Source organism: Pseudomonas sp. MRSN 12121, from assembly GCF_000931465.1.
In the GTDB taxonomy this organism is placed as follows: domain Bacteria; phylum Pseudomonadota; class Gammaproteobacteria; order Pseudomonadales; family Pseudomonadaceae; genus Aquipseudomonas.
Genome location: NZ_CP010892.1, coordinates 6,265,377 through 6,280,926, shown reverse-complemented (window position 1 = coordinate 6,280,926; position 15,550 = coordinate 6,265,377). Strand labels below are relative to the sequence as shown.

Annotated in this window: 22 protein-coding genes; 3 read left to right on the top strand and 19 right to left on the bottom strand. The window is 61.7% G+C overall.

Going from position 1 to position 15,550, the window contains the following annotated elements; genetic code table 11:
- Nucleotide 1 precedes the first annotated feature (1 nt).
- The 18 genes from TO66_RS28685 to TO66_RS28600 all read right to left on the bottom strand — a co-directional run bounded on the left by TO66_RS28685 (nucleotide 2) and on the right by TO66_RS28600 (nucleotide 11,924).
- Nucleotides 2–526, bottom strand: a complete 525-nt coding sequence (locus TO66_RS28685) for a phage tail protein (protein WP_044465409.1) — start codon at nucleotides 524–526, stop codon at nucleotides 2–4.
- Complete coding sequence (locus TO66_RS28680; RefSeq protein WP_044465408.1) at nucleotides 523–1,698, bottom strand: baseplate J/gp47 family protein; 1,176 nt, start codon at nucleotides 1,696–1,698, stop codon at nucleotides 523–525. Before TO66_RS28680 ends, TO66_RS28685 begins: the two co-directional genes overlap by 4 nt.
- Nucleotides 1,695–2,012, bottom strand: a complete 318-nt coding sequence (locus tag TO66_RS28675; RefSeq protein ID WP_044465407.1) for a DUF2590 family protein — start codon at nucleotides 2,010–2,012, stop codon at nucleotides 1,695–1,697. The genes TO66_RS28680 and TO66_RS28675 overlap by 4 nt, the downstream gene beginning before the upstream one ends.
- The gene (locus tag TO66_RS28670) at nucleotides 2,009–3,994 is read right to left on the bottom strand and encodes a phage tail tape measure protein (protein ID WP_044465406.1); all 1,986 of its coding nucleotides are present in this window, start codon (nucleotides 3,992–3,994) and stop codon (nucleotides 2,009–2,011) included. The genes TO66_RS28675 and TO66_RS28670 overlap by 4 nt, the downstream gene beginning before the upstream one ends.
- A gap of 5 nt (nucleotides 3,995–3,999) precedes the next feature.
- Nucleotides 4,000–4,140 carry a DUF6890 family protein gene (locus tag TO66_RS34360; RefSeq protein WP_044465405.1) on the bottom strand — a complete coding sequence of 47 codons (141 nt, stop codon included), beginning with the start codon at nucleotides 4,138–4,140 and terminating at the stop codon, nucleotides 4,000–4,002.
- A 23-nt stretch (nucleotides 4,141–4,163) separates the two neighbouring features.
- A complete protein-coding gene (locus TO66_RS28660; protein ID WP_044465404.1) occupies nucleotides 4,164–4,451 on the bottom strand; it encodes a putative phage tail assembly chaperone in 288 nt (95 codons plus the stop codon).
- A 37-nt stretch (nucleotides 4,452–4,488) separates the two neighbouring features.
- The gene (locus TO66_RS28655) at nucleotides 4,489–4,977 is read right to left on the bottom strand and encodes a lysis system i-spanin subunit Rz (RefSeq protein ID WP_044465403.1); all 489 of its coding nucleotides are present in this window, start codon (nucleotides 4,975–4,977) and stop codon (nucleotides 4,489–4,491) included.
- Nucleotides 4,974–5,507, bottom strand: a complete 534-nt coding sequence (locus TO66_RS28650; protein ID WP_044465402.1) for a lysozyme — start codon at nucleotides 5,505–5,507, stop codon at nucleotides 4,974–4,976. Before TO66_RS28650 ends, TO66_RS28655 begins: the two co-directional genes overlap by 4 nt.
- Complete coding sequence (locus TO66_RS28645) at nucleotides 5,504–5,797, bottom strand: hypothetical protein (RefSeq protein WP_044465401.1); 294 nt, start codon at nucleotides 5,795–5,797, stop codon at nucleotides 5,504–5,506. The genes TO66_RS28650 and TO66_RS28645 overlap by 4 nt, the downstream gene beginning before the upstream one ends.
- Entirely contained in the window at nucleotides 5,794–6,003 is a 210-nt protein-coding gene (locus TO66_RS28640) for a TraR/DksA family transcriptional regulator (RefSeq protein WP_044465400.1), read from the bottom strand. The genes TO66_RS28645 and TO66_RS28640 overlap by 4 nt, the downstream gene beginning before the upstream one ends.
- On the bottom strand, nucleotides 6,003–6,455 hold the full coding sequence (locus TO66_RS28635; RefSeq protein WP_044465399.1) for a phage protein: 453 nt from the start codon (nucleotides 6,453–6,455) through the stop codon (nucleotides 6,003–6,005). The genes TO66_RS28640 and TO66_RS28635 overlap by 1 nt, the downstream gene beginning before the upstream one ends.
- 6 nt (nucleotides 6,456–6,461) lie before the next feature.
- Entirely contained in the window at nucleotides 6,462–7,577 is a 1,116-nt protein-coding gene (locus TO66_RS28630; protein ID WP_044465398.1) for a DUF2586 domain-containing protein, read from the bottom strand.
- Nucleotides 7,578–7,588: 11 nt separating this feature from the next.
- On the bottom strand, nucleotides 7,589–8,272 hold the full coding sequence (locus tag TO66_RS28625) for a phage virion morphogenesis protein (RefSeq protein ID WP_044465397.1): 684 nt from the start codon (nucleotides 8,270–8,272) through the stop codon (nucleotides 7,589–7,591).
- The gene (locus tag TO66_RS28620) at nucleotides 8,265–8,711 is read right to left on the bottom strand and encodes a phage tail protein (RefSeq protein WP_044465396.1); all 447 of its coding nucleotides are present in this window, start codon (nucleotides 8,709–8,711) and stop codon (nucleotides 8,265–8,267) included. Before TO66_RS28620 ends, TO66_RS28625 begins: the two co-directional genes overlap by 8 nt.
- A complete protein-coding gene (locus TO66_RS28615; RefSeq protein WP_044465395.1) occupies nucleotides 8,708–9,169 on the bottom strand; it encodes a head completion/stabilization protein in 462 nt (153 codons plus the stop codon). Before TO66_RS28615 ends, TO66_RS28620 begins: the two co-directional genes overlap by 4 nt.
- A 97-nt stretch (nucleotides 9,170–9,266) precedes the next feature.
- Nucleotides 9,267–9,977 (bottom strand): phage terminase small subunit, encoded by a 711-nt coding sequence (gene gpM, locus TO66_RS28610; RefSeq protein WP_044465394.1) that lies wholly within the window; start codon nucleotides 9,975–9,977, stop codon nucleotides 9,267–9,269.
- Entirely contained in the window at nucleotides 9,974–11,017 is a 1,044-nt protein-coding gene (locus TO66_RS28605) for a phage major capsid protein, P2 family (RefSeq protein ID WP_044465393.1), read from the bottom strand. Before TO66_RS28605 ends, gpM begins: the two co-directional genes overlap by 4 nt.
- A 1-nt stretch (nucleotide 11,018) precedes the next feature.
- Nucleotides 11,019–11,924 (bottom strand): GPO family capsid scaffolding protein, encoded by a 906-nt coding sequence (locus TO66_RS28600; RefSeq protein WP_044465392.1) that lies wholly within the window; start codon nucleotides 11,922–11,924, stop codon nucleotides 11,019–11,021.
- Nucleotides 11,925–12,085: 161 nt separating this feature from the next.
- On the opposite strand from TO66_RS28600, the gene TO66_RS28595 reads away from it, so the two are divergent.
- The 3 genes from TO66_RS28595 to TO66_RS28585 all read left to right on the top strand — a co-directional run bounded on the left by TO66_RS28595 (nucleotide 12,086) and on the right by TO66_RS28585 (nucleotide 15,262).
- On the top strand, nucleotides 12,086–14,140 hold the full coding sequence (locus TO66_RS28595; RefSeq protein WP_044465391.1) for a terminase large subunit domain-containing protein: 2,055 nt from the start codon (nucleotides 12,086–12,088) through the stop codon (nucleotides 14,138–14,140).
- Nucleotides 14,037–14,918, top strand: a complete 882-nt coding sequence (locus TO66_RS28590) for a phage portal protein (RefSeq protein WP_256243835.1) — start codon at nucleotides 14,037–14,039, stop codon at nucleotides 14,916–14,918. The genes TO66_RS28595 and TO66_RS28590 overlap by 104 nt, the downstream gene beginning before the upstream one ends.
- A gap of 80 nt (nucleotides 14,919–14,998) precedes the next feature.
- On the top strand, nucleotides 14,999–15,262 hold the full coding sequence (locus tag TO66_RS28585) for an ogr/Delta-like zinc finger family protein (RefSeq protein WP_044465390.1): 264 nt from the start codon (nucleotides 14,999–15,001) through the stop codon (nucleotides 15,260–15,262).
- Here TO66_RS28585 and TO66_RS33530 read toward each other — a convergent pair.
- On the bottom strand, nucleotides 15,235–15,450 hold the full coding sequence (locus TO66_RS33530; protein ID WP_156162105.1) for a hypothetical protein: 216 nt from the start codon (nucleotides 15,448–15,450) through the stop codon (nucleotides 15,235–15,237). The two genes, TO66_RS28585 and TO66_RS33530, sit on opposite strands and share 28 nt — an antisense overlap.
- Nucleotides 15,451–15,550 lie beyond the last annotated feature (100 nt).

The following is a 15,550-nucleotide window of genomic DNA, read 5'->3' as shown; positions in this document are numbered from 1 at the left end:
CCTACAGGCTGGCCACCAGCGTCTGCTGGTCGTCGTTGAAGTCGATCAGGGCCATTCGCAGGCCCACGGGGGTGATGGTCACGAAGTCATAGCGCCGGCACGTCCGGCCGTATTGCTGAATCAGCACGCGCAGCAGCTCGGGGTTGAGCGACAGTTGCGTGTTGCTGAACTTGAGCAGCACCACGTCCCAATCCCGGTCCGGGTGGCGCTCCTCTATCTCGACGTAGCCCACGCCCAAGCGCTCGAAAATGCGTTTCATGCCGGCTGTACTGCCGGCGTCCACTGAGTTGACGAAGGCGTATTTCACACGCAGCCGGAACAGTGCCTCGGGCTCGCCGTTGAAGCGGGTCACGTCCCGTTGCCAGGCCCATAGCTCCAGGATGGTCATGTGGCAGGTGTCTGGATCGATCTGCAGATACGGCCAGCGCAACCATTCGGTGACGGTTTCCCACCAGGCCTGCGCGGCGGCGGTCAGCTTCGACAGCTCGGTGCCGGCGAGCCAGAACGGCAATTTCAGCTTTATCACTTCATCATCACCGTCAGGTTTTCGAGGCGTGGGATCGACAGGCCGCTGACAATGTCGTCTGTCGGGGTGAACTTCACCGCCTCGATGCCGGCGAACTGCCGGTGCAGTTCCTCGGTCAGGCGGCTGGTACTGAACCGTGATTGCGGGTAGGTCAGCGTCGGCTGGTAGTCCCGAGGCGTGCTTTCGCGGAACGCGGCGCGCACAAACAGCTCGACCTCATGCTGCAGGTCAGCGACCTGCGCCGGTGTCTGGTTGGCGAACGGCCAGACGGTCACCAGGAGGTTGACCAGGGTTTCAGGCATGACCATGGCCAGCAGGTCGTCGCCGTGGCCATGGTTGCCCAGATCACGGATATGGGCGTTGATCTCCTGCAGGTAGCTGTCCGCCGGCACGCCGGCATCGAACAGCACGTAGGCGTTTGCACTGCCCGGGCCACGGGGCGCGCCGTGCTCGAAGTAAACGCCATCCGGCCGCACACCCGGGAAGGCGGAAATCATGGCGCGATACACCGCGTCGGTATGCCACTGGTTCACCGCCGAGAACTGGTTGCGCACGCGCAGGCGCAGCTGGTCGTTCGGCTCCGGATCCGCACCGGGGGACTCCAGCCAGCCATCCTGGTTCACCACCTGGACGATCCCCGGCACGGGCACCGGCAGGATGGCGTAGTACCCCGGCGCCAGGTTAAAGCCGCTGCCGGCATCGATCGCCTCCACCGGGACCGCCAGCTGCAGCTGGTCCTGCTGGAACGTCGCCGGCGCCGTGGTGACCAGTTGGTAAACGTTGCCATTGATTGCGGCCGACTGCACTGCAATGCCCTTTTCCAGTTCCAAGACGCCGTCCGGCGTGGCCCGGGTAAACAGCAATCTGCCCTGGGCTTTCGTTGCGCCCTTGCGCTCGACGTTGACCGCCCATGCCAGCGTGTCCAACCAGGCGTCCACCGCCGTTTTCACAAAGAAGTTCGGCAGCACGGTCAGGCTCAGGAAGTCCAGCAGCCACAGCACCGGCTTTGTCACCAGCGCGGTCATCACCCGCCAGAATGGCGAATAGCTGCTGGTGTTGGCGACCTTGGCGCCCTGGGCCTCGACCTCCTTTTCCCACGCGGCCTTCAATCCGGCCTCGGTGGTCGGAATGCCGGCATCGGCGATCACCTTTTTAAAATCGACCTCGCTCACAGACTTACCTCAATCGAACCGAATTTCAGGGTTTTGGCGGTGACCATATACTGGCCTGGCTCCTGTTGCGTGATGCGCGCCGTACCCGGCACAAGGCGTTCGTCATCCTCTACCAGCAGCTCCATCTGCTGGATGCAGTCGCGTTGCCGTAGGCGGTCGCGCTCGGCCACAAGGGTGACCAGTAGCGCGCTGTCGCGGATCATGTGTGCAATGTCCTGGGCGATACAGGCGCGGTCCTCGATCGGCCGCGGCTGGTGCGACGGATCCAGCGCCAGGTCGTTGTCGACGATCAGCAGGTCCACGTACTCGCTCATCCGCCCACCGCCATGGCGACCATGTTTTCCATTTCCAGCGGGGTCATGGCCTTGCCGGTGTGAATGTTCACGTTCTCCACATGCGTGCCCTTGTTCTGGTTGTTGGTGTTGTTCTGAATGCGGGTCAGCAGGCCGCCAGGCGGCACTGCTGACGGCCGCGTCGGGGAAAGGCTAGGGATGGCCGCATTGATGGTCTGCTGGGCCTTCTGCGCGGCGTTGGCGGTGTCGGCGGCGCTGGTCGCTGCCTCGATGCCGGGCACCTCCGGCATGGCGCCCAGGCGCGCTTCGATGTTCACGCCGGGGATGCTGTTGATCATCTCGATCAGGCCATTGATGGCCTTGGTGAAGACGCCGACGATGCTGTCCCAGGCGGCCTTGGCCATGCCGGACCAGCCGTCCATGGAATTGAACCAATCCGACAGCGCCTGCAACTGCTCGCTGACAAACTGGAAGGCCTCGCTGTTGAGTAGCGCCGCGGTCCACTCGTTCCAATAAACGACCGCAGCAACCACGGCCGCGACCAGGGCGCCGATGGCGATCACGATCCACACCACCGGGTTGGCCAGCAGTGCAGCGTTCACAAGCCAGATAGCGCCCTGCCACAGCAACATCACGCCGCGAATAAGGGCCAGGCCGGCGCTCAGCGTGTAGATCACCGTGACGTAAGCCAGGATTGCCAGCTTCTGCAGGATGAACCCCGCGACGGTGCGCAGGCTGAGCAACTGGGCGACTTTCCACACGGTGACCAGGCCTAACCAGGTCATCTTGGCGATGCCCACCACCAGGGTCAGCAGCGACATGGCGCCAATGATTGTCATGATGGTCAGCGCGGTGATGCCGATCACGCGGGTGATGTTCGGGAACAGCTGCGACCAGCGCACCAGGGTTTTGCCGATAGCCACCATTTTGTTCATGAACGGCGTCAGCACCGGAATTAGCACCTGGCCAAACACCGTGCGCATGACCTCGACCAGGGACGCCCATTGCTGCCACGGGTCGACCATCGCCCGGGCCATCTGCTCGGCGTTCTCCAGGCCCCGCACCTTACCCAGCTGCTCGATGCCGTTGCGCAGCCGGCCGGTGTCCTTGGCCAGCGCGCCGATCACCTGGGCGCCTTCGCCGCCGAAGGCCTCGAGCAGCTTGGTCCCGGCCGAGGCGCTGGTCAGGTCGCCGAACTTGCCCTGCAGCTTGTCCAGGATCGTCATCATCGGCAGGAGCTTGCCCTGCTGGTCGATGAACTTCATGCCCAGCTTTTCCGAGGCGGCGCCGATGTTCTCGAAAAACGCCTTGTAGCGGCCGCCGGCGTCGCCGCCTTCCATGGTGCTGCTCAGGGTGCCAATCACCGCCATCTGCTCGGCCAGGTCCACGCCTGCAGTCGTGGCGATCGCCCCGGCCTCCTTGAAGGCGTCTTTCATTGCGGCGCCGCTGGTGCGGAACAGCTGGACCGCCAGCGCGGTCTGGCCGCCCAACCGCTCGACCCATGCGCCTTTGCCCATGGCGTCGGCCTGCACTTTCTGCAGGTTGTAGAGCGTGCCGACGTATTCGCCCATGGTTTCGCCGTCGGTCTTGGTGGCCTTGGCCACCAGGTTGCTGGCGTTGGTAAAGGTGGCCAGCTGGTTGCCGACCAGCCCTTTGATGGCGCCATCGATCTGGTACGCCGAGGCCACGAACTCCCGGGCGTTCTCGCCGTAGTTCACCGCGAACTCCAGCGATTTGGCGTTGAGCGCGGCCAGCGCGTCATCGGCCACGCCCAGCGACCGGATGTCGCCCAGGGCGCGATTGACCTCCAGCCCTGGCGCTAGGGATTGCTGAATCCCGACCACGGCCGCCGTCAGACCGCCCAAGCCCAGGCCCATGGTTTTAATGTGCTTCTCGCTCTGTTCGGCCAGATCGGAAAAGCCCATTTTCACCTTGCCCAGGGGCGCGGTGACCTTGTCGGTCAGGCTCAGGATGAAAGCCAGGCTGGCGCTACGGTCTGCCAAAGTCGTTACCCGTTCAGCGCAAGGGCGATGCCGCTAGCCACGGCAAACTCCATGCGTCTCCAGTATTCGTCCTCCAGCCACTTGGCCGTGCCCATCGCCTCGGGCGTGGGCTCGGCACCAGGTAGCCAGCGGTTTGTCAGGGCCATCAGCTGGCCCAGGCCGTTTTCGGTCAGGCGCTCGGCGTGCTCGAGCGCTTTTTTACGATCACCTCAACGTTCGGTGCGTACTCCTCGAGGAGCGCGCCGGCCAGTTGCATCACCATCACCGGGTTGGCCAACAGCGGTTTCAGGGTGGCGCGCTGATCCTGGGCAACGGTGGTCATCATCAGGTTGTTGCCCGGGGCAACCTTGTTGTTCTGGGTCAGCGCGTTGAAATACTTGGTCACGTCCGCCGGGGTCAGGGTGAAGGTGAATTCTTGTTCGCCGACTTCCAGGGTGATTTCGGTGCGTTCGGTCATGGGTGTTGCTCCTATTGGATTGAATGAAAGGGGTGAATCAGCGCCCGCAGGCACGACGGACGTAGTCCTGCAGGACACGGACGTGGCCCTGCAGGCCGAGGATCATTTGCCGACTGAGGGCGAGCTGATCGCGGAGGGTGAAATAATCCGATCGAGCGTCTGCAGTGAGTTCGGCGGATCCTGCATCAGCCAGGCCGCCGGCTCCGGGATCAGTGGTGCCCCGGGTTGAACAAGCGGCTTTGACGAGCAGCCGCTGATGGCCAGCGTCAACAGCACGCTGTAGCAGCAGGTTTTGATTGCGTTCATGGGTCAGTTCCTGGGTTCGTTGACGGTCGATGGCGTCACGCTCAGCGAGCAACTCGCCACTGAGGCGGGCTGCCTCGCGCAGGCCGTCCCGTTCGTATCGCGCCTGGTCGCGCTCGCGCTGGGCCTCGTCGACCTGGTCGGTCAGCCAGTCGAAGGCGGCCCACAGCAGCAGGCCAGCCACCAACGCGAACAGCGCCAGGCGCCACGGTGAAAAAGTCATTTCAAGCACAGCCCCATCTCGTCCAGCCGGCGGTTGTGCAGGCCTTGAACGAACTGCTTGCGGCCTCGGGCGTCGGTGACGAATGCCCACACCGGCGTTTTGCCGTTAGGTGCCCAGGCGATCGCCCTGCAGCCGTCAGCGATACGGCCAGCGTTGACCAGGCCAACGGCACGGCTCGCGCAGGTGTTGGCCACGCCCACGTTGTGGGCATGACTGCTCAGGGCGTCGAAGGTGTTCTGGCTGATCCGTGGGTTATCCAGGCAGTCCGCCAGGGCCAACTGGCCCTTCTCGACCACCAGTTGTTCCACCTCGGCGCAGCGCGCCGGCGACCAGTAGTCGCCAACGATCACAGGGTAAGGGCTGGTGTACCTGGTGATGCCTTTGCAGACAGTCGGCAGGCCCCGGGCCAGCTTGTCGGCGTATACGACGTTCTGGCCTTCGCCTTCCCATTTGCCGAGAAACGCCATCAGCGTGCCGCTGCCCAGGACCAGGCCGAGGGTGCCGGCGAGGATCTTCTGGCGCAGGCTCATGGGAACACCATCCGGAGCAGCACCGGCACGACCATCTGCGCGACCACAGCCAGTACAGAGATAATGGCCAGTACACGGGTGACCTTGGTGCCAATGTCGGCCACAGTGGCGGTCAGAACGCGCTGGCCCTCGTTCAGGGCGGCCAGCTCAGCAGTGAACTGCTTGAACTCGCTTTCCAGGCGCGTGACGCGCCCGGGCACTGATTCATGATGTGAAACCAGGTCGTCCAGGCGCTGTTCCAAGAGAGCCATGCGGATCTCCATTTTCGTTTTCTGCAGGCGGGTGGTCATCGTGCGGTACGCTCGAAAAGGGTCTGGCAGGGCACGCATCGGATCATTCCGCCCAGGGCCTGGCGCTTCTCCGGAATAGGGTCGTCACAGTCCAGGCAATGGGTATGGCTGGGCCCGCTCGGGCGCGGCTGGGCCAATTGGGCGGCGATCGCCTGGTCACGTTGGCGTTGCTCCAAGGCCTGGGCGCGGTCGAACGGGCACACCATCAGCGCAGCCCCTCGATCTCGGCCGCGTCGAGGTACGGAACGCCGTTAATCTGGATGAAGTCCGGACTTGTGACGTCGAATGGCACCTTGTGTTTGCTCTTCTCGCCGCCTTTCGGGTCGATCGACAGCAGGCTGGACAGCTTCACCCGGCAGCCGAAGGCCTCCACGCGCAGTTCCTCGTCCTCGCCAGCCTTGGCGAAAAACACCGCGTCAAAGGGTTTCAGGGCGCGGAAGCTGCCCGCCGAGCGCGCCGCGTCGATCAGCACATTGAAATTGGTGGTGTCCAGCTCCATTTCGCCGGCCGCCGTCACGTCCCCATCCACGTAGCCATCGGGCACGCCCCGGGTTTGGGCCACTGCCGAGTTGTCGGTAATGTCCAATGTGCAGCTTTCGACGTGTAGCGAGAGGTCGCCCAGGCTCACGTCGAAGTTCTTGCCGCCAATTTTTGCCATGGGGCGTTACTCCGTTTTGTCGTTGGAAAGGTCCAGGGCGATGTTCGCCTGCAGGTCCTTTGGGCAGTTGAGGGGCCGGATCTTGAAGAAGGCCACGACCTTGGTTTTGCTCAGCCAGTTCAGCACCAGGTCGCCGTCCTTCGGTGGTTCGATATCGCCGGGGAACACCTGGCCCGCAAAGGTGGTGGACTTGGCCATGGCACGCATCGGCGCCATCAGCTGGTTGGTGTTGACCGCAATGCTGTTGGGGGTGTTGTTCAAGCGGCGATCGGCTACGCGACGGATCAGCAGCGGACGGATCAGGCGAGCGGTCTTGTCAGTGATGCGCAGGTATTCCACGACCTGGTAGTCGCTGGCATCGCTGTCCAGCATGTTGCCGTCGCCCCAATACACGCCCTCATAGTCGGGATAGGTCTGCGACACCGAGTACCGGGCCCGGTCCAGCTCGCTGCGCACCGCCGACGGCAGAGGCACTTTTTCTCCATCGACCGGCACCGAGCCCAGGCCCAGCACCGCGCCGGTGGCCACGCGCATCGGGCTGTCAGCAATGCTGACCGTCGCATTGGCCAGGCGCCCGGCCAGCACGCCCAGGTCATTGCCATGCAGTTGCGGCACGACCAGGACGCGCGGCGCCAATAGGTTGGCCACCAGGGCCTTTTGTCCGGTCACGTATTGCGACCAGGTCTGTTCTGCAGTGATGCCGGCAGTGGATGCCATGACGAACACACGGCGGCCATAGGTATTGTTCAGGGCTATGGCGGCGTCATGCATGGCCGATAGCTCGGCGGCCGTGGTCACCGGCTTTGTAATCACCACGGCCTCGACCGAGAACCCTTGCTGCTGGGCCTTCTCCAGCGCCGGGGCCCATTCGCCCTCGATGCCGATCGGCGCGGCAATGCACGCCCAGCGCTGGCCACCGTTGAGACGGGCGGCGGTGATTTGGGTTTTCAGGTCGCTGGCCGGAATGCCCAGGGCAGTGTCCAGGTCGCTATCGGTGTTCAGCGGGATGAACTGACCGACGTTCTTACTGGCAGGGCCGATGAAAAGGAAATAGCGCTCAATCTCTTTAACGGCACCCTGGCCCAGATTGAGATTGTCGACGGTGACTTGACCGAGTGCCATGCAGTGCCTCGTTAGCGGGGGGAATTGAGGATTTGTTGCAACACCTGGTTAACCAACAGGCTGGTGTCGCGTTGGGTGTTCACGCCGATGAACTGGCGTTTCGGCAGAGTGATTTCCCAGCTCTGCGCGCCGGTGGACTCGCGACGTTCGTCGTCCAGGATGCGGATCAGCAGCCCGGCCTTGGCGTAGCTCACATGCTCCTGAATCCAGGCCACTGACGGCCGGGTCAGGGTCTTTTTGCCAGCCTGGCGCACGCGAAAGCCCAACCGGCGCAGGCGCTTGGCCTGCTTGTCGGTGGCCGCCAGGCCTGGGGGTGTCTTGTTCCAGCGGCGCATCTGCGCCGCGGTGCGACGTTCGCTGACGCCGTTGTGCTGTTGGGCGGCGACCCAACGGGTCAGGGCGTTTCGCCAGCCCAGTTCGGCTTCGTCGGCGCTCAGGCGAGTGACCAACATCAGCTTGGCCAGGCCGGCTTCCATCTTCTTTTTGCCCTTGCCGTCGCCCTTGCGCGGTGCGAAAGGCGAGCCGTCCAGGTTCTGCTGGTCGCGCACGCGCTTACGGCTCATCGTCCGCACGCGCTTGGTTACCTGGTTCAGCAGCCGGCGCCGAAGTTGCGGCGGCAGGCTCAGCAGCGCCAGCTGCTCACGCACGCCCAGCTGGCCGCGTGCGTCGAGTGTGAACGCACTACGTTCAGCCATCGGTGGCCACCTCGCCATGCTCGGCAACCCACAGATCAAACGGGACGAAAGCCCAGGTCTTGCCGAAGGCCTCGATCTCGCCTGCAGGATCCTCGGAAAGGTATTGCGGTTCGACGAACTCCAGGGTTATGTCCACCTCGAACAAGTCGTTGTCCTGGGGCTCGACGGCGAACAGCGGCGCGGGTAGTGCATGCCGATCGCGTTCCGGATCGTGGGTTTCCAGCCAACTGCCAATGAGGGCCATCAGCCGCGCCGGGTGGTCGGCGAAGCGCTCCAGGACGAGCGCGGCGCGGTAGCGCATGTCGCCCAGGTGCATGCCGTCCAGGTCGGGTTTCCAAACCAGTTCCAGCGTTACCTGCTCCGTCCAACTGTCGAGCTGTTCAGGCTCGACCAGGCGGCGTTCCAGGAGATAGGCGGTCAGCGCCTGCAGCTTGGTCATAACAGCGCCGCCGTGATGCGGCCACGGCCCTGCAGGGCGCGCACGGCCTGTTGGCTGAAAGCCAAGAACGTGGATTCGCGCTCAGGGGCTTCCTTGCCGGTGTTCTCGGCGCTTTCGCGGCGGGTGACGGTGGCAAACTGCTGCAGGGCGCTGGCTTTGGTGCGGCAGTAGACAGCACGCTTGTAGAGCCTGACCTTGTGGGATCGCTCAGGCAGCAGCCTGGAGTCCGCGGTTTCGACGTTGTCGATGCCGGCGGCCTGCCAGCGGGCTTTCAATTTGGCCAGGTCGTCGTTGACCTCGATCATGGCCATGGTTACAGCGTCAGCCATCAGTTCCACCAGGAACTCCGCCGGCAGGCGCTGTTCTTTCTGCAGCTCAGACAGCGACAGGTCGGGCCAAAAGCCGTCGTTCTCGATCTTCTGATCCACAAAGGTGGTGGGTTTCCCGGAAAAACTCATTGCTGGCCGCTCAAATAGGGCGGGAAACACCGTTTCAACGGGGCGGGCCATAAATGGCTGACTCGTTTCACGGGTTCCCGCTGGGGGGGGGAGTCGGTTATTCGGTGGCCTTCGAGGCCTGTTCTTTGGCCAGTGCCCTGCGGGCACCTTCCAGGCGCGTCCCTACGCCAATTTCTTTGTAAAGCTCGGTGGCACGTTCAAAGTGAGTGATGGCTTTCGCCCAATCCTTGGCATCGATGGCCAAGATGCCAAGCAGCTTGTGGTAGCGGGCCGGGATGCGTTCGAACAGATCCCAGCGACCGTCTACCCAAGTCAGCAGGTTTGAGACATAGGGCTCAGGGCTGCGGCCGGCCTTATATTCGGCCTCGGCCCAATCGATCAGCTCGTCAGCAACAAAGGTCGGCACGTCGCGGTTGAAGCGCTCCGGCATGGCCTGGCCCTGCTCGATCGCGAAGTTGGCAAGTTCCAGGCCCTCTTCGAACTGCACGGTGTCGAACAACCACACCAGGACTTGCATCAACACCGGGTTGGGGTAGTTCAGGCCGCTTTCCCGGTAGCGCGTCACGTAGTCGCTGTACTTGGGGAGCAGCTCATCGCGCTTGAGCCGTTGCCGGTCGTCTCGGCTGTTGATCGCGCTGATACGGTCCAGGTCCACGTCCAGGGCCGACAGCATCAGCTGCAGGTGCTTCTGGGCGTTCGCGGGACTGCTCAAGGCGGTGTCGGCCGAGTAGGCCGCTACCACGCCGACGTCGAAGGAAACCGGACCCAGGGCCAGGGTCCGCCGCTTGTGCTGGAGTGCAAGGCTCATGGCTGAGGCGCTGGCGCTGGGGATGGTAGTGCTTCAACGTTTTCAGCTGCCGCGAATTTCTCAAGCTGCTCGATCACGTAGCCCTCGTTGCGGCTGTTGTAGTCCTCAGTGCGCGAACGTTTCGGGTTCTCGATCAACTGGCGGCGCCAGCTGCTGTCCTGGTAGTAGATCGAAAGGTTGTCCCAGCTCGTGACCACCACCCCGTTCACAGGGAAGAACGGCACGATGAAGCTCGGCAGGCCGCCGTAGGTTGCGATTACCTGGGCGCCTTCGATGCGCTCTTTCTCAGTCGGGGTATCGCCTTGTTTGGCGTACAGCTTGCCCTTGTCATGGGCCAGCAGGTCACTACCGATGATGGCGATCAGGTCGCCGGCGTCGCGGTGCACCGGATCGATCATCTGCTTGACGTCGTGCACCAGCTCATCAAGGTTGGCGTAGTCGCCACCTACGCCGAGGGTGACCTTGCCAGCGGTCTTGCCTTCTTTCAGCACTTGGGCTGGGATCTGCTCGCGGGCGATCTGCAGCCAGCCCTTGTTCACGTCCTCAAGCATCGGAAAGGCTTTCAGGTCGGTCTGCGGCGCAGCATGGGTGCCGTGCCAGCCGATCATGATCCGGTCGAGCGCGATCTGGCGTTGAACAGCAGCGGCGTAGCGTTCGGCAAAGTCTGGGAACTTCGCCCAGGCATCGATCTTGGCGTAGGGCAGGCCTACATCGGATTCGGTCGGAAACAGCTCGTACCCGATGCCGTCCAGGCTGGAAACGTCCCGAGCCTCGCGGTCAGTAGTCTTGGTGTTGGTGCGGCTGGTGACCGGACCGGACACTCCGAGCATGACCTTTTCGCCCTTGATCTCCGACACGCCAATCACGTTGATTCGGCCCAGGAAGTCCGATTTTTCCGTGATCTTGTCGTTCAGCTCCTGGGCAACGGACGGTTCGACGCTGAATTGCTGGCTGGCGTCATCAACGCTATATGCCTCGGCGATCGCCAGGCGCAGCAGGCAATACTGGTTCAGGGCGTGAGTGGACAGTGCTTTGCTCATGTCAGACCACCCGCTTCTTGGCCGGCTTGGCAGCGCCGGTGGTGCGTGGCACCTGGCGGGTTTTGACGGTGCTGAAAGCTTTGGTCAGCAGCGACTCGATGTTGGCCAGGCGCTTGTCGGTGTTACCACGGCGGGCAAATTCGCGATCGGCGGCGGCCTGCTCGACAATCTCGGCAACGGCGCTCTCGACATCATCGATCGGTGCCTGGTCGGGTTCGTCGGCGTCTTCGGTGGCGGGCTCAATTACTGCTTGAATGCCGGCAGCGACCAGCAACAGCTGCTCCAGCAGTGCCTGCAGCGCTTTGGCTGTAGCTTCATCCATTCGGGGTGTGCTCTCGGTTGGGGGTTGCGGGGTTGCGGGGGATTCTTCGAGGCCGAAGCGCTTGAACAAGCTGGTGAACATGGCCGCAAGCCGGCCGATTTCACCCTGGGGTTGGGCGTCACGGAACGAGCCCATGGCTACTGACGCGGCGTAGTAAGAGGTCTTGTTGGAGCGCTTCGAAAAGTACAGTTCCTGGGTGCCGACGCTTGCGGGTTCGTCGGTGACGCCCAGGCCGGTCAGGTATGCCTTGCCGGTGCCTCGAAAGTTCGGGGTGATTTCGATGCTGGTGAACAGCTTCTGGCCGCGATCATTCAGGTAGAGCAACTGATCGTTGGGCTTTAGCTGGGCTTCCAGAGCCACTTCACCAGGCTGCAAATCTTCGCCGTCCTCGACCAGGCGCACGGCGTATACCGTGCCATGGGAACCAGGCCAGCGTTCGTGGTCGCACCAGATTACAGCTGTATAGAAAGAGGCTTTGTAGGTCTCGGCGATATCGCGCAGGTCCTGGGCAGGGATCTCGCGACCATCGGCGGTCATGCCGCTAGTTGCGACACGTTTCCAGAACGAAACAAGGGAGCGTGGCATGGGTGTTAACTGCGCTATCGGTGGTTGGTGCCGCCACGATAGGGAGCTGCAGGAGGTCAAACAAACGATTCAAATCCGCTGTTCTCCTATATTTGCGTTCTAGGAGAATTGCGGAATTTAACTGCGCGTTCCTGGTGTTTTCGCCGCATAGACTGCGGCCCATGTATTACTCGACAGAAGTTAAAGAAGCCGCCAAACGCCTCTATTTACGCCGCCACAAGCCGCGGGAAATTCAGGCGCAGCTCAACCTGCCAAACATCCGGATCATCTACTACTGGATCCGCCAGGGCGGTTGGGATGACATGTTGACCGACGAGGAACCGCTGACGGCCGTCAGCCGGCGAATCACCCTGTTGTTGGAAAAGTCGGAGACTTTGACCAAGGGCGAACTGGACGAGCTGGACCGCCTGACCACATTGCGCGGACGGCTGGCCGCGCAATCGCAAAAGCCATTGCCAACGCCGGCCGTTGAACCCTCGGCAGAGCACCAAGACGGCCGCGGTCGGCCCCGGAGTGAACGCCGTGACCGTAGCGATAAGGGAACGAAGAAGCGCGAGAAAAAGGCCAAGAACGACATATCCGTCCTGACTGAGGTGGATTTCCTAGAGAAATTCACCTCAACCATGTTCGGCTACCAGCAGGAGTTGCTGGCCGCGAAACAGAACCCGCTGACGGCGCGGATCCGCAACATCCTGAAAAGCCGTCAAGTCGGACTGACATATTACTTCGCGGCCGAAGCCTTCATGGATGCGGTGTTGACGGGCGACAACCAGCTGTTTCTGTCGGCGAGCCGCGCCCAATCGGAAGTGTTCCGCAGCTACATCATCAGCTTCGCCAGCAAGTGGTTCGATATAGAGCTGACGGGTAACCCTATCGTCTTGAGTAAAGACGGCAAGCCCTGGGCGGAACTGCGCTTTCTGTCCACCAACGCCTCCACGGCGCAGAGCTATCACGGGCACCTCTACGTTGACGAATATTTCTGGATCCCCCGTTTCGACAAGATCCAGGGCGTGGCCAGCGGTATGGCCGCACATGAAAAGTGGCGGCAAACCTACTTCTCGACGCCGAGCGCCGTTACACACGAAGCCTATCCGTTCTGGACAGGCGAAGAGTTCCGCAACAGCAAGCGCGGCAAGAAGCTGGGCAAGGACTGGCCCAGCGAGGCGGAGATTCACCAGGGCGCCCTGTGCCCCGATGGTCAGTGGCGCAAGGTCATCACCGTTCTGGACGCCCAGGCCGGTGGCTGCAATCTGTTCAACATCGAGCGGCTACACCTGGAGAACGACGAGGACCGCTTTGATCAGCTGTTCATGTGCAAATTCATCGACAGCACCCAAAGCGCGTTCTCCCTGGCGGACCTGGAGCGCTGCTATTCGGATCTGTCGTTGTGGACTGACTACGACCCCGACGACGCCCGGCCATACGGCAACAGCCCCGTCTGGCTTGGGTATGACCCCAGCCGTACCCGAGACGACGCCACGTGCGTTGTTATTGCGCCGCCGTTGGAGCCCGGGGCCAAGTTCAGGATCCTGGAGAAACACAGCTGGCGTGGGCAGTCGTTCACGTTTCAAGCGGCCCAGGTCAAAAAGCTCACCGAGCGCTTTAACGTGCAGCACATTGGCATCGACACGACTGGCATCGGTTACGGCGTGTTCGACCTGGTGCGCGATTTCTATCCGCGAGCGACGCCGATCCACTACAGCCTTGAGGCCAAGAACACGTTGGTTCTCAAGGCCCAGGACACGATTCAAGGACGCCGGATCGAATGGGACGCTGGCTGGAGTGACGTCGCCCAGGCGTTCTTGACGATCAAGCGCGGCACCACCAATAGCGGCCAGGTGACTTATAGCGCGTCACGTACCGATGCCACCGGGCATGCAGACGTGGCTTGGGCGATCATGCACGCCCTGGCCCATGAACCACTCAACACCAACAAGCAGCGGCGCAGCCGCTACGCAATCACCGGATCAGGTAATGGCCAGACAGCGAAAAAAGCAGCAGGTAAAGCAGGAATCAAGGCCCACACGGGCGTTCTCGTTCGGAGCGCCGGAGCAGGTGCTGACAGAGAATATCGGGCAGTACCTGGGCGTCTTCGCCAGCGAAAACGGCCGGATCTACACGCCGCCAGTATCGCGTCAGGGCCTGGCCAAGCTGCTGCGCGCAAATGCTCATCACGGCGCCATTCCAGGGTTCAAGCGCAATCTGTTGTTGCGTGAGTTCATCCCGTCCCAAGGCTGTGGTGTCGCGACCGCGGGTCCTGCCTTCCTGGACTTCGTTGTATTTGGCGAGGCTTATTTCCTGCGCCATTTCAACCTGTTCGGCCAGGTCATGGAGCTGGAGCACCTGCCGGCCATCAACATGCGCGTCAAAGTCGATGGCGGGTTTGTGATGCTGCAGCCGAACGGGCAGGAGATCGAGTTTGACAAGGACGAGATCGAGCACGTCCTTAACTATGACGTCGAACAGAATGTATATGGGATCCCTGAATACCTGGGCGGCATGCAGTCGCTGCTACTCAATGAGGCGGCGACGCTGTTCCGTCGGCGCTACTACAGCAACGGAGCGCATGCGGGGTACATCTTCTACACCAACGACGCGAACCTATCGGAAGAAGACGAGGACAACCTGCGCGAGCAGATCAGCGCGAGTAAGGGCGTGGGCAACTTCCGCTCGATGTTCGTGAACATCCCGGGCGGAACGGAGAAGGCAATCCAGATCATCCCGGTCGGTGACTTCCAGGCCAAGGACGAGCTGGAGAAGGTGAAGAACATCACGCGCAATGACGTAATCGCTGCCTGGAGGATGAACCCTGCGCTGGCCGGCATCATCCCGGAAAACAGCACCGGCTTTGGCGATATCGAAAAGATCGATCGCGTTTACACCAGTAACGAGATCCGGCCGATCTGTCAGTTGTTCAACCAGTTGAACGACACATTGCGGCCCGATCGCCGGATTGCTTGGAGAGATCCCGTGGTGCCTGGAGAAAATCCTTGATTTAGCGGGCGTAACTCACTGAAGACACAAGATGTTGTGTCAAAATGGTGCCTTAAACGGAACCTTGGGGAGGGGAGAGGATGCGGGTGTACTGCAAGGCTTGTGGAAACAAGGGGCGGATTGTGTCGCGTGAAGATCTGTCGAATGAGTTTGCGAAGCTCTACTGTCAGTGCACCGATGCGATCCACTGTGGGCACACATGGGTTGCGAACCTCACTTTTTCTCACACGTTGAGCCCGTCGGCGCAGGCGGTTGATCGCCTGCTGTTCGACCGTCTTCGGGCCATGCCTCGGGCTAAGCAGCGTGAAATATTCGATCAGTTGGGAATGCAATTTTCCCTGTAGCTTTTCAGCTTCTCTTCAATGGCGTTGAACTGTTCAAGGCTTTCTAAACCGCACTCAAGAAATCCCGTAAGAGCGCGCCCTGATAGTTGTGAGTCTCCACTTACGGCATGAACAAAGAACGTGAACTTATGACCAAAGTTCTCTACGTCATCAATCAGCTCTGTCAATTTCGATTGGGCGTCACTCATTGCAAAAGTCCATGTTTGGCTGTTCTCGAATGGTTTTAAGTTTAGGTATCAAATTTGGCGAGTCAAGCGGTTTTTAACCCCCTTGAAAAATACAAAAAAT

Excerpts from the sequence above, each read along its gene's own strand:
- TO66_RS28675 (WP_044465407.1), bottom strand. The coding sequence starts at position 2,012 with ATGAGCGAGTACGTGGACCTGCTGATCGTCGACAACGACCTGGCGCTG.
- TO66_RS34360 (WP_044465405.1), bottom strand. The coding sequence starts at position 4,140 with ATGGCCCTGACAAACCGCTGGCTACCTGGTGCCGAGCCCACGCCCGAG.
- TO66_RS28660 (WP_044465404.1), bottom strand. The coding sequence starts at position 4,451 with ATGACCGAACGCACCGAAATCACCCTGGAAGTCGGCGAACAAGAATTC.
- TO66_RS28655 (WP_044465403.1), bottom strand. The coding sequence starts at position 4,977 with ATGACTTTTTCACCGTGGCGCCTGGCGCTGTTCGCGTTGGTGGCTGGC.
- TO66_RS28650 (WP_044465402.1), bottom strand. The coding sequence starts at position 5,507 with ATGAGCCTGCGCCAGAAGATCCTCGCCGGCACCCTCGGCCTGGTCCTG.
- TO66_RS28645 (WP_044465401.1), bottom strand. The coding sequence starts at position 5,797 with ATGACCACCCGCCTGCAGAAAACGAAAATGGAGATCCGCATGGCTCTC.
- TO66_RS28640 (WP_044465400.1), bottom strand. The coding sequence starts at position 6,003 with ATGGTGTGCCCGTTCGACCGCGCCCAGGCCTTGGAGCAACGCCAACGT.
- TO66_RS28635 (WP_044465399.1), bottom strand. The coding sequence starts at position 6,455 with ATGGCAAAAATTGGCGGCAAGAACTTCGACGTGAGCCTGGGCGACCTC.
- TO66_RS28630 (WP_044465398.1), bottom strand. The coding sequence starts at position 7,577 with ATGGCACTCGGTCAAGTCACCGTCGACAATCTCAATCTGGGCCAGGGT.
- TO66_RS28625 (WP_044465397.1), bottom strand. The coding sequence starts at position 8,272 with ATGGCTGAACGTAGTGCGTTCACACTCGACGCACGCGGCCAGCTGGGC.
- TO66_RS28620 (WP_044465396.1), bottom strand. The coding sequence starts at position 8,711 with ATGACCAAGCTGCAGGCGCTGACCGCCTATCTCCTGGAACGCCGCCTG.
- TO66_RS28615 (WP_044465395.1), bottom strand. The coding sequence starts at position 9,169 with ATGAGTTTTTCCGGGAAACCCACCACCTTTGTGGATCAGAAGATCGAG.
- gpM (WP_044465394.1), bottom strand. The coding sequence starts at position 9,977 with ATGAGCCTTGCACTCCAGCACAAGCGGCGGACCCTGGCCCTGGGTCCG.
- TO66_RS28605 (WP_044465393.1), bottom strand. The coding sequence starts at position 11,017 with ATGAGCAAAGCACTGTCCACTCACGCCCTGAACCAGTATTGCCTGCTG.
- TO66_RS28600 (WP_044465392.1), bottom strand. The coding sequence starts at position 11,924 with ATGCCACGCTCCCTTGTTTCGTTCTGGAAACGTGTCGCAACTAGCGGC.
- TO66_RS28595 (WP_044465391.1), top strand. The coding sequence starts at position 12,086 with ATGTATTACTCGACAGAAGTTAAAGAAGCCGCCAAACGCCTCTATTTA.
- TO66_RS28585 (WP_044465390.1), top strand. The coding sequence starts at position 14,999 with ATGCGGGTGTACTGCAAGGCTTGTGGAAACAAGGGGCGGATTGTGTCG.
- TO66_RS33530 (WP_156162105.1), bottom strand. The coding sequence starts at position 15,450 with ATGAGTGACGCCCAATCGAAATTGACAGAGCTGATTGATGACGTAGAG.